The sequence below is a fragment of the Erwinia aphidicola genome (assembly GCF_024169515.1).
GTDB classification, from domain to species: domain Bacteria; phylum Pseudomonadota; class Gammaproteobacteria; order Enterobacterales; family Enterobacteriaceae; genus Erwinia; species Erwinia aphidicola.
Genome location: NZ_JAMKCQ010000001.1, coordinates 4719836 through 4737076, shown reverse-complemented (window position 1 = coordinate 4737076; position 17241 = coordinate 4719836). Strand labels below are relative to the sequence as shown.

General features: G+C 54.0%; 12 protein-coding genes and 1 pseudogene. 12 read left to right on the top strand and 1 reads right to left on the bottom strand.

Going from position 1 to position 17241, the window contains the following annotated elements; genetic code table 11:
• From J2Y91_RS22035 to asmA, 3 genes and pseudogenes are all read left to right on the top strand, one after another.
• Positions 1–147: pseudogene (locus tag J2Y91_RS22035) on the top strand (uridine kinase); the annotation flags it as partial.
• Between the two features lie 25 nt (positions 148–172).
• Positions 173–754: a dCTP deaminase gene (dcd, locus tag J2Y91_RS22030; RefSeq protein WP_253539410.1), complete on the top strand. Its 582-nt coding sequence runs from the start codon at positions 173–175 to the stop codon at positions 752–754.
• A gap of 90 nt (positions 755–844) precedes the next feature.
• Positions 845–2692, top strand: coding sequence for an outer membrane assembly protein AsmA (asmA, locus tag J2Y91_RS22025; protein WP_133623288.1), 1848 nt, complete (start codon positions 845–847; stop codon positions 2690–2692).
• A 321-nt stretch (positions 2693–3013) separates the two neighbouring features.
• Here asmA and J2Y91_RS22020 read toward each other — a convergent pair whose 3' ends face one another.
• A complete protein-coding gene (locus J2Y91_RS22020; protein WP_133623289.1) occupies positions 3014–4579 on the bottom strand; it encodes a TerC family protein in 1566 nt (521 codons plus the stop codon).
• Positions 4580–5390: 811 nt separating this feature from the next.
• Between J2Y91_RS22020 and wbaP the strand changes: the two genes are divergently transcribed.
• The 9 genes from wbaP to J2Y91_RS21975 all read left to right on the top strand — a co-directional run bounded on the left by wbaP (position 5391) and on the right by J2Y91_RS21975 (position 17063).
• A complete protein-coding gene (gene wbaP / locus J2Y91_RS22015; RefSeq protein ID WP_133623290.1) occupies positions 5391–6824 on the top strand; it encodes an undecaprenyl-phosphate galactose phosphotransferase WbaP in 1434 nt (477 codons plus the stop codon).
• Between the two features lie 129 nt (positions 6825–6953).
• On the top strand, positions 6954–8087 hold the full coding sequence (locus J2Y91_RS22010) for a polysaccharide export protein (protein ID WP_048915573.1): 1134 nt from the start codon (positions 6954–6956) through the stop codon (positions 8085–8087).
• A 15-nt stretch (positions 8088–8102) separates the two neighbouring features.
• Entirely contained in the window at positions 8103–8537 is a 435-nt protein-coding gene (locus J2Y91_RS22005) for an arsenate reductase/protein-tyrosine-phosphatase family protein (protein ID WP_133623291.1), read from the top strand.
• 11 nt (positions 8538–8548) lie between these two features.
• Positions 8549–10729, top strand: coding sequence for a tyrosine-protein kinase Wzc (gene wzc / locus J2Y91_RS22000; protein WP_099754596.1), 2181 nt, complete (start codon positions 8549–8551; stop codon positions 10727–10729).
• A 78-nt stretch (positions 10730–10807) separates the two neighbouring features.
• Positions 10808–11713: a glycosyltransferase family 2 protein gene (locus J2Y91_RS21995; protein ID WP_133623292.1), complete on the top strand. Its 906-nt coding sequence runs from the start codon at positions 10808–10810 to the stop codon at positions 11711–11713.
• A 36-nt stretch (positions 11714–11749) separates the two neighbouring features.
• On the top strand, positions 11750–12874 hold the full coding sequence (locus J2Y91_RS21990) for an EpsG family protein (RefSeq protein ID WP_048915577.1): 1125 nt from the start codon (positions 11750–11752) through the stop codon (positions 12872–12874).
• Positions 12875–12945: 71 nt separating this feature from the next.
• Positions 12946–13698, top strand: a complete 753-nt coding sequence (locus tag J2Y91_RS21985) for a glycosyltransferase family 2 protein (RefSeq protein WP_048915578.1) — start codon at positions 12946–12948, stop codon at positions 13696–13698.
• 29 nt (positions 13699–13727) lie between these two features.
• Positions 13728–14762, top strand: a complete 1035-nt coding sequence (locus J2Y91_RS21980) for a glycosyltransferase (protein WP_048915579.1) — start codon at positions 13728–13730, stop codon at positions 14760–14762.
• Positions 14763–14849: 87 nt separating this feature from the next.
• Positions 14850–17063, top strand: a complete 2214-nt coding sequence (locus J2Y91_RS21975) for a phage tailspike protein (protein WP_133623293.1) — start codon at positions 14850–14852, stop codon at positions 17061–17063.
• The last annotated feature ends 178 nt before the right edge of the window (positions 17064–17241 follow it).

Below are 17241 nucleotides of genomic sequence, written 5' to 3'. Positions count from 1 at the left end.
GCACAGTATCAGAAGACAGTGCGCCCGATGTTCCTGCAGTTTATCGAACCGTCCAAACAGTACGCCGATATCATCGTGCCGCGCGGCGGTAAAAACCGCATTGCTATCGATATCCTGAAAGCAAAAATTAATCAGTTCTTCGAATGATCGAAGCGTCAGCTGGAGTAGCGCAATGAGATTATGTGACCGCGATATAGAAGCCTGGCTCGACAACGGCAAGCTGGGCATTGAGCCGCGCCCGCCGATTGAGCGTATCAATGGCGCAACCGTGGATGTGCGTCTGGGCAACCAGTTCCGCACCTTTCGCGGCCATACGGCCCCCTTTATCGATTTAAGCGGTCCTAAGGATGAAGTCAGCGCAGCGCTTGACCGCGTGATGAGCGACGAGATTGTGCTGCCGGAAGGAGATGCTTTTTATCTTCATCCTGGCGAGCTGGCGCTGGCGGTGACGTTTGAATCCGTCACGCTGCCTGACGATCTAGTCGGCTGGCTGGACGGGCGCTCTTCGCTGGCGCGCCTTGGCCTGATGGTGCACGTTACGGCGCACCGCATCGACCCTGGCTGGCAGGGTCGCATCGTGCTGGAGTTCTATAATTCAGGTAAGCTACCGCTGGCGCTGCGCCCCGGGATGCTGATTGGCGCACTCAGTTTTGAGCCACTTTCCGGGCCGGCTGCTCGTCCTTATAACAGCCGCCAGGATGCCAAGTACAAGGGTCAGCAGGGTGCCGACGCCAGCCGGATAGATAAAGACTAGCGGACAGATGTCAGGCCCAAGAGATTTCAGGTTGCAGGAAGGCAGCCAATACACCTGCAATTTGAACGATGAAGGGTTTAAGGAGTAGGCATGAAAAGATTGATAACCACACTGGCCATCCTCCTGGTGGTGATGGTGGCAGGAATGACTGCGTTAGTGGTGCTGGTCAATCCGAATGATTTTCGCGCCTATATGATCCGTCAGGTCGAGCAGCGCAGCGGCTATCAGCTGGCGCTAAACGGTGAGCTGCGCTGGCACGTCTGGCCGCAGCTCAGCATTCTTTCCGGCCCGATCACCCTGACCGCACCCGGTGCGGCCCAGCCGATTGTCCACGCAGACAATATGCGTCTCGACGTCAACTTACTGCCGCTGCTCTCCCATCAGCTTTCCGTTAAGCAGGTGATGCTGAAAGGGGCGGTGGTGCGCCTGACGCCGGACAGCGAAAGCCAGCGCCCGGCAGATGCACCGATTGGCCCGGCCAGCGACAACAGCGAGCTGTCGGTGGATGAGGTGACGCGCGGCTGGCGCTTTGATATCTCCCGCCTGCGTATCAACGACAGCCTGCTGGTCTGGCAGCAAAATAACGGCGAGCAGCTTAACGTGCGCGATTTTAATCTGTCGCTCGATCAAACTCAGCCGCGCCAGGCACACATTGAATTCAGCAGCCGCATCAACCGCGATCAGCGTGAACTGCAGCTGCACTTTGATGCCGATCTCGATATCACCGATTACCCGAAGCATCTCAGCGCGCTGGTTAACCAGCTTGATTACCAGCTGAAAGGGGCCGATCTGCCGCAGGAGGGCATCAAGGGTAAAGGGCAGATGAAAGCGCGCTGGGCGGCAACCGCTCAGCGTTTCGAACTGAGCGATTTCAGCCTCAGCGCCAACGACAGCACGCTGGCCGGTACCCTTTCGGGCACCCTCGGCCAGCGGCCACAGCTGTTGGCCGATCTGCACTCGCCCAGCCTGAATCTTGACTCGCTGTTCGGATTTGTCGCCGATGCCGAGGACAGCACCAGCGGGTCAGATCAGCGCAGCGGGCGCGGGCCGGTGATCTCCAGCACTCCTGAATCTGATAATGCCGATTCGGTGTTGAACGCGATGGACGGTGAACTGACGCTGGCGGTGGATCAGCTGCGCTGGCGCGGTATGCCGTTCAGCAAGGTTGCGGTGCATGGCGTGAGTAAAGACGGGCTGCTGACGGTGGACAACTTTAAAGGGCAGTCTGAAAACGGCAGTTTCTCGCTGCCCGGGACCGTTGATGTGCGTACCGCCACGACGCGCGTGACGCTGGCTCCTGAACTGCATCAAATCAATCTGCCACCGCTGCTGAAAAGTTTCGCCATGCCGGACACCGTCAGCGGCGTTCTGTCGCTCAACGGCAATTTTACCGGCAGCGGCCTGAGCGTGGATGACTTTAAACGCCAGTGGCGGGGCAAAGCCCAGCTCAGTGTGGAGAATGCCCAGTTCGCCGGGCTGAACTTCCAGCAGCTGATTCAGCGTGCGGTGGAAAATAGCAGCAGCAAAGTGCACGGCCAGGGCGATGAGAATATTCCGGACCTGCAGTCAATTACCGGCAGCGCCAGCTTGAACAATGGGGTGATTGATTTCGGCACGCTGGATGCCCGCTCGAACCTGCTGAACTATACCGGTGCGGGCAGCGTTGATTTGGTTAAGCGGGCGCTGGATGTGCGCTTTGGCGTCACGGTGACGGCGGGCTGGAGCGGCGACGACACGCTGGTTAAACGCCTGCAGCAGACGCCGGTGCCGCTGCGCATTTACGGTCCGTGGTCAGCGATTAACTACAACCTGAAGGTGGATGATGTGCTGCGCCAGCAGCTGCGTGACGAAGCGCGCCAACGCCTGAAAGAGTGGATTGGCCGCAACCCGGACAGTGACAAAAACAGCGATGCGAAAAAGTTACTCAAGGATATGTGATGTAGGGGGCGACCCTTTTTTCCGGTCGACCCGCGCTGATGATATGCACCGGGCGGACCGAAAAAGAGGGTCCGCCCCTACAGTCAGCATGCACTTTCTGCAGGATATGTGGAACCTGTAGGGATCGACCCTTTTTTCCGGTCGACCCGCGCTGATGATATGCACCGGGCGGAGCGAAAAAGAGGGTCCGCCCCTACAGTCAGCATGCACTTTCTGCAGGATATGTGAAACCTGTAGGGGTCGACCCTTTTTTCCGGTCGACCCGCGCTGATGATTTGCACCGGGCGGAGCGAAAAAGAGGGTCCGCCCCTACAGTTAGCATTACGGATTGATATTTAACGGGATAATCTGCACTTTCTGCACCCGGTGGCTGTCCACCTGCAGGGTACGGAACAGATACTGGCCGACCTCCACCTCTTCTCCCTCCTGCGGCACGTGCTGCAAATGTTCCATCAGCAGGCCCGCCAGGGTGTGGTACTCACGCTTATCATCCAGTTCCAGCGGCAGATGCATGGCTAAATCATCCAGCGGCATGTGGCCGTTGGCGATCCAGCTGCCGTCACTGTGCTGCTCAATATCATAGCGCGGGTCGGTCTTCTCCCCCTCATTGGGCAGATTACCGGCAATGGTTTCCATGACGTCACTCAGCGTGACCACGCCCTCGACCGAACCAAACTCGTCGACCACAAAGGCAAAGTGGGTGCGCGCGTGGCGAAACTGCTCCAGCGCGGGCAGCAGGGAGAGCTGCTCCGGGAACACCAGCGGCTGGCGAATTAACCCCCGCAGGTCGAGATCGTTGCCGTGCAGTGCCTGCTTCAGCAGGTCAATGACATGCACCACGCCGAGCGGGTCATCATTGCCCTCGGTAATAATTAATCGCGTGTGCTGGTTACTATCCAGCAACGCCATAATCTGCTGCGGCGATTCGGCCAGATCAATATGCTCAATATCGTGGCGTGAGGTCATGATGCTGCTGACGCTACGCTGGCCCATGGCCAGCACGCGTGCAATCATCATGCGCTCCTGCTTATTAAAGATCGCTTTACGCCCCGGATTATCGGCCACCAGCGAGGCGGTCTCAGCATCCAGCTCTGACTCTTCATGATGCCCGCGCAGCAGGCGCAGGACGGCTTCTGCGGTGCGTTTGCGCAGCGGGGCATTGCCTGACAGGAAACGTCGGCGGTTAAAGTGCGCCAGCTGGTTAAGCGCTTCAATAATCACCGAGAAGCCAATCGCCGCGTACAGATAGCCTTTTGGGATCGCGTAGCCAAAGCCGTCAGCCACCAGGCTAAAGCCAATCATCAGCAGGAAGCTCAGGCAGAGAATAATAATCGTGGGGTGGCCGTTAACGAAGCGGGTCAGCGGCTTACTGGCCAGCAGCATCAGCAGGATAGCAATAATGACCGCGGCCATCATCACGGCCAGGTGGTCCACCATTCCGACGGCAGTGATCACCGAGTCGAGTGAGAATACCGCATCCAGCACCACGATTTGCGCCACCACCGGCCAGAAACGGGCGCCACGCTTCTGCGGCCCCTCGTCTTCATCCTTGCCTTCCAGCCGCTCATTCAACTCCATGGTGGCCTTAAAAAGCAGGAATATTCCGCCGACCAGCATGATTAAATCGCGTGCACTAAAGGGGTGCGCGCCCACGCTGAATAATGGTGCGGTCAGTGAAGAGAGCCAGGAAATTGAAGCCAGCAGCAGCAGGCGCATCACCAGCGCCAACAGTAATCCGGTTACGCGCGCTCGATCGCGCAGGGCAGGGGGGAGTTTTTCCGCCAGAATGGCAATGAACACCAGGTTGTCAATGCCCAGCACCAGTTCCAGTACCACTAACGTGACCAGGCCAGCCCATATTGACGGGTCGGCGATCCATTCGAACATTGTTTTCACCTGAACAGCATTTGCAATATTTCAATGATGGGACGCTTTGTCCGGCATTTCAACCTGCAACGGCACTTCTGCGCCTTTTGCTTAGCAGGCTGGCGAACAAAAAAACAGCAATCACGCTATGTTATTAACCCATTACTTCCGAAATTCTTAATCTGATGGCTTTCAGGAATAATCGTATAGGGCCTATCTGATTAAAGCGTGATACTTAACGGGTAATAACGCACCGAGCAGGATTAGTCTTAAATTACAATATAAGCTAATTCCGAATTTTACTGTGTAAGGGGTGGGGCTATGAGTGGTACTGACACAGTCGTAAGGTAGTCTTATTCCGAAAAGAAGGTACGGGCGCAGGGAGCCTCTTGTAAACAGGCCAGTTATAACTAGTATAGCAACGTGTTACTGAATGTCTGCGTGGATGTTGTATTTAGCGCAGTGCTAAGCGGTTGGATGTTGATTTACGTGATTCGACACGCAACTTGCTGGTAAACGCTAAGGCCTGCCGTAAGAGATGACGGGTGGACGACATGATACGGAAACATTTACAGCGCATTGGCAGCTACAAGCCAGGGGCGGTAGCGTGTCCTGACGAGTCTTGAGACTGTTCAGGAAGCGCCGCGGACAGTAAACGTTTATGTTGATTTTATTGCCAAAATCTCTTGCCGCTATGCAGCTATAATGACTTTTTTGCCAGACTCCCTAAATAAGTTTCCTGTGAAATAACCGCCGTGTTGCTAAGACACGCATCTCCAGGTTTGAAACCAATAAAACACAGGCTTCCTAAGATAAAAATTACGAGTTAACTATGCGCGATATTGAATTTACCTTTAAAGGGTTGTTAATAAAACTGTCATTGGCTCTTTCAGATCTCATCTGTTTTAATGCGGCACTGGCAATTGCCATTATGCTGATTAATAGTTTGCCTGGTGATATTCTGTCAGAAATACCGGCTCACGATCTAAACCTGAAAATAGCAACACATATTTTACTTTCTGTAGTTTGTGTTGGCTGGTTCTGGGTGAGATTACGCCATTACACATACCGCAAACCGTTCTGGTTTGAGTTAAAAGAAGTCTTCAGAACAATTTTGGTATTCTCCATTGTTGACCTGTCAATTAGCGCACTGTCCAAATGGGAACTCTCCCGCTGGATCTGGGTATTAACCTGGCTGCTGGCGATGGTGATGATTCCAATTGGGCGCTCGATAGTGAAACGCGTGCTTAACCGCAACAAGTTATGGAAGAAACAGTCCATTATTCTTGGCAGCGGTAAGAATGCGGAAGAGGCGTATAAAGCGCTGCAAAGCGAAGAAGTGATGGGCTTCGACGTGGTGGCATTCTTTGATGTTGACGGTAGCCAGCCCGCTCTGGAGCTGTTTGGTATTCCGGTACTCAAAGATGAGCAGCAGCTATGGTCACTGGTAAACAGCGAAACGCAGTTTATCGTGGCCGTGGAATATGAGCAGAGCCAGTCACGCGATCTGTGGCTGAAAAATCTGGCTAAACATAACTGCCGTTCTGTTTCGGTCATTCCTTCTTTACGCGGCGTTCCGCTTTATGGCACGGATATGGCATATATCTTCAGTCATGAAGTGATGATCCTGCGCGTAAATAACAATCTCGCCAAGCGCACTTCGCGTTTCCTGAAACGCAGCTTCGATATTGTGGGTGCGCTGAGCATTATCACCATGCTGATGCCCGCATTGGCTGTCCTGATCTTTATGGTCTCCCGCGATGGTGGGGCACCTATCTACGGTCACGAACGCGTGGGCCTTAACGGCCGCAAATTCAAATGTCTAAAGTTCCGCTCAATGGTAGTGAACTCCAAGGAGGTTCTGGAGGAGGTGCTGCGAACCGATCCGGCAGCGCGTGAAGAATGGGATAAAGACTTTAAGCTGAAAAATGACCCGCGCATTACCCGCGTTGGCCATTTCATCCGCAAAACCAGCCTTGATGAACTGCCGCAGCTGTGGAACGTGGTGCGCGGTGAGATGAGCCTGGTGGGTCCACGTCCGGTGATCGAAGCCGAACTGGAGCGTTATGCGGGGGATGTTGATTACTACTTTATGGCTAAACCAGGCATGACTGGATTGTGGCAGGTGAGTGGGCGTAACGACGTGGACTATGAAACCCGTGTTTACTTCGACTCCTGGTACGTGAAGAACTGGTCACTGTGGAACGATATCGCCATCTTATTTAAAACCGTCGGCGTCGTGTTGAAACGCGATGGGGCTTATTAAAACGAAGCCAGGGGGCTAAAGATAATGACCAACAGTACCAGTGCCTGATTTGAGCAATTAGCTACTTTTAGACGCTACACAGCGGCGGTCTCGCCACTATCATTCAAATTACTGATAGCGATGAACTAGATGATTACAATCAAAACTAAATTGATACCCCTGCTGGTATCGGCAGCACTCCTTTCCGGCTGTACTATCGAGCCGGGCAGTCATCTCTCCACCATGGGGAAAGATGTCGTCAAGCAACAGGACAGCGACTTCGATATTGATAAATACGTCAATGTCTACCCGCTGACGCCAAGCCTGGTAGAACGCATGAAGCCGAAGCCCGTTGTGGCGCAGGCCAATGCCGGTCTGCAGCGCGAGGTGCAGAACTATGAATACCGCGTTGGTGTGGGCGATGTCCTGACCGTGACCGTCTGGGATCACCCGGAACTGACCACGCCAGCCGGTCAGTACCGTAGCGCCAGCGACACCGGTAACTGGGTACATTCCGACGGCACCATCTTCTATCCGTACATCGGCCGCGTGCGCGTTGCCGGCCGTACCGTGCAGGAAGTGCGCGATGAGATTGCCCGCCGTCTGGCGCAGTACATCGAAAGCCCGCAGGTGGATGTCAGCATCGCCTCGTTCAAATCGCAAAAAACTTACGTGACCGGGGAAGTGACCACCTCTGGCCAGCAGCCAATCACTAACGTGCCGTTGACGATTCTGGATGCGATCAATGCCGCGGGCGGTCTGACTGCCAACGCCGACTGGCGCAACGTGGTGCTGACGCACAACGGCCAGGAGCAGCCGATCTCGCTGCAGGCGCTGATGCAGAATGGCGACCTGTCGCAAAACCACCTGCTCTACCCGGGCGACATTCTCTATGTGCCGCGTAATGACGATCTCAAAGTGTTTGTGATGGGTGAAGTCAAGCAGCAGGCCACGCTGAAAATGGACCGCAGCGGTATGACGCTGTCGGAAGCGCTGGGTAATGCACAGGGTATGGATCAGACCGTGGCAGATGCAACGGGCGTCTTCGTTATCCGTCCAATTCGTGGACAAAACCGCAGTAAAATCGCCAACATCTATCAGCTTAATACTAAAGATGCCGCCGCGATGGTAATGGGAACTGAGTTCCAGCTAGAACCTTATGACATCGTTTATGTCACCTCGACGCCTCTGGCACGTTGGAACCGCGTGATTTCACAGCTGGTCCCAACCATCAGTGGTGTTTACGATGCGACACGAACCGTGCAGACGCTTCATAACTGGTAACCCTCGGGGATCATTATGATTAATTCAATCTTAGTCGTTTGTGTAGGCAACATCTGCCGCTCCCCGACCGGGGAACGGCTGCTGAAAACCGCACTGCCTGAGAAGAATATCGCTTCCGCAGGGCTGGGCGCTCTGGTTGATCACGCTGCTGACGAAACCGCCAGCAGCGTGGCCGGTGAGCATGGTGTGTCGCTGGAAGGTCATGCGGCACAGCAGCTCACCTCGAACATGTGCCGGGATTATGACCTGATCCTGGTGATGGAAAAAAAACATGTCGACCAGGTGTGCCGCATCAACCCCTCCGTACGTGGCAAAACTATGCTGTTTGGACACTGGATCAATCAGCAGGAAATAGCGGACCCGTATAAGAAAAGCCGCGATGCCTTTGAAGCCGTGTACGGAATCCTTGAAAACGCTGCCCAGAAATGGGTCAACGCATTAAGCCGATAGTTGGGACCTCCATGAAAATAAAAAGTAAGGCACCGTCAGCGCCTAAAGACGATTCTAGCGGATTCGATCTGGCGCACCTTGTGGGACAACTTATTGACCATCGCTGGATCATTGTGGCTGTCACAGCGCTGTTTATGCTGATGGGCACGCTGTACAGCCTGTTCGCAACACCGATTTATAGCGCCGATGCGATGGTGCAGGTGGAGTCGAAAAACGCCAACACCGTATTGAATGACTTAACGCAGATGATGCCGAATTCACAGCCGGCCTCAGCGACCGAAGTGGAAATCGTTACCTCGCGTATGGTGCTGGGCAAAACGGTTCAGGACCTTGGCCTCGACGTGCTGGTGCAGGAAGATTTCTTCCCGCTGATCGGTAAAGGTTTGTCGCGCATGATGGGCAACAAACCGGCGCAGATCGCCATTTCGCGCATGAAAGTGCCGGCGGTGTGGGAAAAGCGTCAGCTGACCGTTGAAGTTGATGGCCCGGACAGCTACACCGTCAGTAAAGATGGTGATGAGCTGTTTAAAGGTAAAGTGGGTCAGTTCGAGCAGCACGGCGATGTCACCATGCTGGTCAGCGACATTAAAGCGGATGAGGGTACCAGCTTCACCGTGACCAAACTCAGCGACCTGCAGGCGATCAAACTGGTCAGCAGCAACCTGACCGTGGCCGATATGGGTAAAGACACCGGCGTGCTGGGCCTGACCTATAACGGTGAGGATCCGCAGCAGATCAGCCTGGTCCTGAACCAGATTATTAACAACTATCTGTATCAGAACGTTGAGCGTAAATCTGAAGAAGCCGAGAAGAGCCTCGAGTTCCTTAAGCACCAGCTGCCGGAAGTGCGCGCTAAGCTGGACCAGGCTGAAGATAAGCTCAACAGCTACCGTCGCCAGAATGACTCGGTGGATATGTCGCTGGAAGCCAAGTCGGCGCTCGACTCTTCCGTCAGCATCCAGAGCCAGCTGAACGAGCTGACCTTCCGTGAAGCAGAAGTGTCCCAGCTGTTCAAGAAAGATCACCCAACCTACCGTGCGCTGCTGGAAAAACGCCAGACGCTGGAAGATCAGCAGAAAAAGCTGAACGGCAAAATCAGCCAGATGCCGCAAACCCAGCAGGAAATCGTGCGTCTGACGCGTGATGTGCAGGCCGGGCAGGAGATCTACATGCAGCTGCTGAACCGTCAGCAGGAGCTGAACATCAGCAAAGCCAGCACCGTCGGTGATGTGCGTATTATCGACCATGCGGAAACTGCCGGTACGCCTGTGGCACCGAAGAAACTGCTGCTGATTGCCGCCAGCCTGATTGTTGGCCTGGTGGTCTCTGTAGGCGTGATTCTGCTGAAGGCACTGTTCCACCACGGTATCGACAACCCTGAGCAGCTGGAAGAGCTGGGCCTGAGCGTTTACGCCAGCGTGCCGCTCTCCGACTGGCAGCGTAAGAAAGATGCTGAAGCGCTGGCCAAACGCGGCCTGAAAGCCAAAGCTGACCCGCACAACACGCTGCTGGCGCTGGGTAACCCGACCGACCTCTCTATCGAAGCGATCCGCAGCCTGCGTACCAGCCTGCACTTTGCGATGATGGAAGCGAAAAACAACATTCTGATGATTACCGGTGCCAGCCCGGGGATTGGTAAAACCTTTATCAGTACCAACCTGGCGACACTGGTGGCTCAGGCCGGTCAGAAAGTGCTGTTCATCGATGGTGATATGCGCCGGGGTTACACCCACGACCTGCTGGGTGCGGAAACCAAAAGCGGTTTGTCGAACATCCTGTCCGGCAAAACACCGCTCAGCAGTGAACTGGTGCAGCACGGTCCGTACGGCTTTGACTTTATCGCCCGCGGCCAGGTGCCACCGAATCCGTCCGAACTGTTAATGCATAACCGCATGAGCGAGCTGCTCGACTGGGCCAGCAAGAACTACGATCTGGTGCTGATCGATACGCCACCGATTCTGGCTGTAACCGATGCCTCCATCATCGGCAAGATGGCAGGGACGTCACTGATGGTGGCGCGTTTCGAAACCAACACCGTGAAAGAGGTCGAGTTCAGCTACAAGCGCTTCGCCCAGAATGGTATCGATATTAAAGGGGTGATCCTCAATGCCGTAGTGCGTAAGGCCGCTAATTCTCATGGTTACGGCTATGACTATTACGACTACAGCTACAAGCAGGATGCGAAAAGCTAAGTAAACCCTGAGGAACCTTCTTTGAAGGTTCCTTTATTTTTTAGAATGTTGTTTTGGACGATTAAAAGGTGCCTGACAATGAAGGATATTTTATTTTCCATCGTCATTCCTGCATATAATGCATCCGAATCTATCGTGACCACCCTGGATTGTGTGGCAGCGCAGAGTTACCAGAATTTTGAAGTGATCATCATTGATGATAAATCCGCCGATGCCGAACAGCTGGCTGCGGTGGTGCAGTCAGAGCGTTACGCGCAGCTGAAGATCAACCTGGTGCTGTCGCAGGAGAAGCTCAACGGCTCCGGCGCGCGCAATAAAGGCATCGAACTGGCGACCGGCGACTATATCAGCTTCCTCGATGCCGATGACGAATGGCACAAGGACAAGCTGCAGGAGAGCCTGAAGCTCATCCAGCAGCTGGAAGGGCAGGGTAAGCAGAAGTTTATTATCTATAGCCAGGTTAACATTATTCAGGACGGTCACTTCCTGAAAGTGCTGCCGCTACAGCAGGTGTCGCGCACTGAAACCGTGGCCGAATATCTGTTTGGCTGCTACGGCTTTATCCAGACCAGCACCATTGTGCTGAAGCGCGAATATGCGCAGGAGATCCGCTTTGATCAGAAGTACATCCGCCATCAGGATTACGATTTCTGCATCCGCGCCGATCGTCTTGGCTATGAGTTCGTGATGATTGCGCAGCCGCTGGCGAACTATCATCTGGTGACCAAGTTTGGCTCCAAGCATAAGGGTGAGTCGGTGAAGTACTCTTACTTCTGGCTCGATAATATGAAGCCGTACCTGACGCGCCGTGATATCCACACCTATAAAGCGTACAAGCTGCCGTTACGTTATAAGATGGATGGCAAGTCATTCCAGGCCAGCCTCAGCTTTGCCCGCTACTTTTTCTTAACCAATAAAGATAACCGCACTTACTTCCTTAATCGTCTGAAAGATAAATTCAGGGCGCGTTTAGGGGGGAAGTAGCACTATAAGAATTATAAAGAACGGGCGGATTAGAACATGGCAATATATTGGATAATTAGCTACACCATTCTCGTTTTCTGTTTTTTTGAACTGGCATCGATTAACCAGGCCAATGAACCAAAAATGAAGCGCGTGCTGACCTACTTCTTCTTTATTGGTACGGTGGCGCTGATCATGTTTGCCGGTTTCAGGGGGCCAAATTCGGGTATTGATGACTGGCAGTATCTTGGCTTCTTCCACGATTTCTCGCGGCAGACCACTATCAGTGGCTACGCCACCGTGGCGGATATTTACCGCTATGAAAACCTGTTTATGCTGCTGGCATGGGTGCTGGGCTGGTTCACGCATGAAAGCTACTACTTCCTGCTGTTTGTCGCATTTATTGCCGTATCGACCAACGCCTGGATTTATAAGAAGTATTCGCCGTTGATCCTCTGTTCGCTGTGCCTGTACTCAGCGCACCTGTTTATCAACAAGGATATGAACCAGATCCGTTTCGGCCTGTCGAGTGCTTTCGCCGTGGCCTGTATCTGTTCGGCGGCCGGGCGCAAGTACTTCATGGCGTTTGTCTTCCTGGCATTTAGTACTCAGTCGCACTCCACTGGCTATGCGGTGCTGATGGTGCTGCCGTTCCTGTTCCTGAAAGAGCGTAAGTACTTCGGTCTGGCGATGGTGTTTGCCGCTATCCCATTAGGCCTGGTCGGCGGTAAAAAGCTGTTCCTTGACTCGCTGGGTATTGTGCCGGTGATCGGCGACCGCGCCATGGGCTATAGCGGTACGGTGTTTGATGCTGCCTCGCCGGTGTTTGGCCTGGCGAACCTGAAAAACATCGCCTTTATTGCCTTCTTCACCGTGGTCTACTTCCGCCAGCCGATTAAAGAAGAAGATCGCATCGCCTATATTCTGTTTATCGCCTATTCGGCGGGTGCGGCGGTGCGTATTGTCTTCTCAGACTTCTCAATCCTGGGTGGGCGCGTGGGTAACCTGTTCCTGCACTGCGAGCCGTTGCTGCTGGCCTTCCTGATGATGCGCATCCGTAACGTGCTGCTGAACTTTGGGCTGCTGTTTGCCATGACGTCTTATTACCTGGCTTACAACACCATCCTGTCGGTGCAGTCGATTAACGGTTACAGCATCGCGCCAATATTCAGATTGTTTTAATTAACGTCGCGGCCGGGCATACCCGGCCCTGAAAATTTAATAATTTATAAACCTCAGATTCAGGGTATCAGATGAATAATCAAATCGGCACGGTCGGGATTATTATCCCCATGTACAACGCGCGCGCGACCATTTTGCGGGCGGTGCAGTCGGTGATTGATCAGACCTATACTGACTGGCGGATCTACCTGATTAACGATAAATCTACCGATGATTCACTGGAGTTCGTGCGCCAGCACTGCACCGACGAGCGCATCACGATCCTCAGTAATGAGGTCAACCTCGGCGCGGCGGAAACCCGCAATGTCGGCCTGAAAGCGGCGCGCGAACCGTTTATTGCTTTCCTCGACAGTGATGATGAGTGGTTCAGTGACAAGCTGATGCTGCAAACGCGCGCGCTGGCCTCCGGCGACGATCTGGTGATCAGCGATTACAGCTACCGTTCGCGCACCAAATCCTATGACGTGCGCTACGGTAAACCCTATCTGATGCAGGATAGCTTCGTGAAAAAGCAGTTCCGTATCTGCTTCTCTTCCGTCTGCTATCGCCGCCCGGCGAAAACGGTGCTGTTTAAGAAAAAGGGCCACGAAGACTTCCTGTTCCTGTACGAGCTGTTTGAACAATATAAGCAGGCGCGGGTGATCGATAAAAATCTGGTGACCTATTACGAGATGGGTGACTCGCTGTCGCGCAATAAAAATAAAGCGGCCAAATGGCATCTCGACCTGTTGAAGTTCATTTTTAAAAATAACCCGCTGAAAGTCTATTACTACTATGTCTGGTACATGGTTAATGGCGTGTTGTTTACTTTGAAGCACCGTTAATATTTGATGTTTTTGAGGTGGTTTTAATCATGAAAAAAATCGTGCTGGTTATCAAAGATGCCTATTCCTATGCCGGAACCGAGAATATCTGTAACTTTATGTCGGAGTGTTTAGGCCCGCAGCATGAGGTTACCGTCTATTCGCTGGAAGGCTCGGGTCAGCCGTTCTATCCCTTTGAGCATGTGCAGCAAATTGTCAGTTTTGCCGGTGAAAAGCAGCCGCTGAAAAGCGTGGTGAAACGTATTCATCAGGAGCAGTTTGACGCAGTGTTTCTGATCAGCATGGGGCGCCTCAGCGTGATGTTTGCCCTGTACAGCATGATGACGCTGAAAAAGAAAACGGCCAAAGTGTACGCCTGCGAGCACGTGGCGATTAACTCCTTCAGTAAACCGATCAAACTCCTCAAGTACCTGATGCTGCGCTATTACGACCGCGTAATTGTGCTGACGGATAAAGACCATCAGGTGTTCAACGGCTGGAATATCGCCAGCAAAACCATCCCCAATCCTGTGGTGTACAAAAATCATCACCGCACTCAGCGCCACTACCAGGCGCTGGCCGTCGGCCGCCTGGATCATCAGAAAGGTTTCGATCTGCTGCTGGATGTCTGGCAGGGCTTTGTGGCGACCAATCCGGACTGGAAGCTGGTGATTGCCGGTGACGGTGAGTTGAAAGAGCAGCTGATAGCCCAGGCGGCGCGCCTGAATATCAGCAACAGCGTCAATTTTGTCGGCCGCGTCAGCAACATCAACGACTACTATCGCGACAGCGATATGGCGCTGATGACCTCGCGCTATGAAGGCTTGCCGCTGGTGCTGCTGGAAGCGAAATCCTGGTCCCTGCCGGTGGTGGCGTATGACTGCCCGACCGGGCCGCAGGAGATCGTTAATCATCAGCAGGATGGATTCCTGGTGGCGATGAACGATAAAGCGCGCTTTATCGAAAGCATGAATCAGCTGGCCCATGACGATGAGCTGTTTTACGCCATGAGCGCCAGTACTCAAACGACCGCCCTCAAGTTTGACGGCAAGGTCATCAAAGAAGCCTGGCTGTCGCTGATTTAACGACGGCACGGGCTCGCGCCTGACCTCTGGAAGTCTGTTTCATACCTGCTGTGCTGCAGGACCAAAAATTGACCACGGGACAACATCATGAAAAGAAGAGAATTACTCACTGCGTTCTCATCGATTCTTGCAGGGTTCACTGTAAGCTCATTCACCGCTAATGCGGCCAAAAGTAACCCCACACTGGCCCTGAAAAGTGTCAATCCTGGCGATCTGCCGAAGGGTGATGTGCCTATTCTGACGCCGGAAAATGTCTATACCATGCCGGATCAGTTCTGGAAAAATTTCAGCGGCAAACTCTATATCGGTAAAGCCGGCAGCGACCCGACCCAAGCGGGCAATCTGATTAGCCTCTACCTGCGCGATGCCAAAGGCAACGTGTCTGAAGTGCAGCAGCCGGTGGCGCTGAATAAAGGCAGCTTCGAGCAGTTTATTGCCGATAATGCCGCGCTGATTGCTGACCCGTCGCACTCAATGGCGGTGGTGGATGACGGCGGACAAACGCTGTTTAACATCCCTGACGTGACGCGCGGCAGTAACAACTTCAGCCAGCGCCTGGCACAGCCCGCCGGTTACCAGCTGATCGGTGAAATTGCCTCGGTAGATGACTTGCGTAAAACCCGCCCGCTGTTCAGCGGCGCCAAGATTAAGCTGAAAAGCTGGCATGACGGGCTGGAGGTCGGCGGCGGTGAGTTTGTCGGTAACCTCAGCGCCGCCAAAGATGATGGCGGGGTGATTATCGCAGGCAACGGCGACTTCCACTGGCGCCGCGTGGTTGAGGACTTCAACCGCCTGACCCTGTTTGACTTCGGGGCGATTGACGATGGCAAAACCGACAGTGCACCGGCAATCAAGGCCATGTACCAGTGGGCGCAGGATGCCAATCAGCAGATCTGCCTGCAGTTCCCGGCGGGGACGTTCTTCGTCAGCGCCTGTGACTTCTCTGCACAGCAAACGCGCTTCTTCCGCATCTCTGGTGCGATGGTCAACTTTGGCTACTTCCCGGCCACCACCATTGTTTCCGACGGCGATTCAGACTTTGTCTTTAAGGTTAACACCCGCTGGGTGGAAGTCAGCAACCTGCAGTTCAACGGCCGCACCGACGAGCGCCCGAACAGGCAGGGTTTTTTCGACAACAAATGCGCCGGCGGCCAGTATTTCCGCGGCGCCTGCCTGCGCTTCGTGCGCGTTGGCGGCACCTCGCTCAGCCTGATGGACACCCTCGACTGTAAAATTGACCAGTGGTATGCGCTGCGCTGCAGCGGCGACGTGATCAAATCTGTCTGGTCGAACGCGCCGCAGGGCAAGTGGGACCACAGCACCGCCATCGAGCTGTCTAACTTTAACGCGCAGTACTGCACCGAAGGGAAAGTCCTTAACCTGCAGCGCTGCGGTCAGTCGCTGATCCACAACGGCTGGATCGAGCATACCGAATTCCCCGGCGACATCTCCAACGGCCAGTGGATTATCGATGCCCTGAGCCTGGAAACCTGTAAGAACCCGCTGATCGCCCATAACTCGCGCCTGAATACGCGCCAGACGAATCTGCAGGCCGGCAGCTGGATCGATAACTCGCTGGCGGAAGGTGAGTGGCTGGGCGCCTGGGAGCGCGGTTCAACCCGCGTGGAATCCTACGGTATCGCGGTCGACGGCAGCATGAAGTACAACTACCTGACTTCGCGTTTCCGCATCGAAAATAACAGCAATCAGCAGAAATGGGTTGAGCTGGGCAACATCTATACCCCGGATGTCGGCGATGCGTGGGAGATTGAAATCTTCGGCCAGTCCTCATTCAGTAACGGCAGCAGCAGCGCGCCGCTCAATAAGGTGGTCGGCGATAAGACTACCGGCGGGCGGGCGATCGTCAGCCTGCAGCGCAAAACCCACAAGTTTGAAGCCTCATGGCATGCGGAAGGTGCCAGTCCGGTGCTCGACGTGATGATCGTGACGCCGCACGACACCGATGTGCGGATCTTCGTCAAAATTGACGGCTGGGTTGCTTCTGCCGGGGTGCTGATCAAAACCACGGCTAAAGACCGCTTCAAGACCGGACGCTGCGCGCGCTTCGACAGCAGCATGAAATTTGGCGCGGCGCCAACGGGCAAAGACGCCAGCCGTGCGGTGCAGCGCTTCAGCCTGCACAACGGTAAAGCGGGCATTGGCGCTAATGAAAATGGCGATTTGCTGATGGCTTCCCGCCCGCTGAGCGCCGATCAGGTTAATACCGACCATCCCGAGGGGTTTGTCTCGATTGTTCTGAACGGCAAGCAGGTAGCTATTCCCTACTTCGCACTGAAATAGTGTCAGTTTTTCGTTAAGACCACGGTTTTTCAGAGTTATCAGGCTGTTTTTCTGATGCCTGGAAAGGCAGCCTGTTTTAAGCGGTTAAGACGTATTGATGGGTGTTTGGCAGTTTTTAAACAATAAGACTTATTAATTAACCACTTAAGGTCATTTAGGCCTGTAAGAATTATAAAAT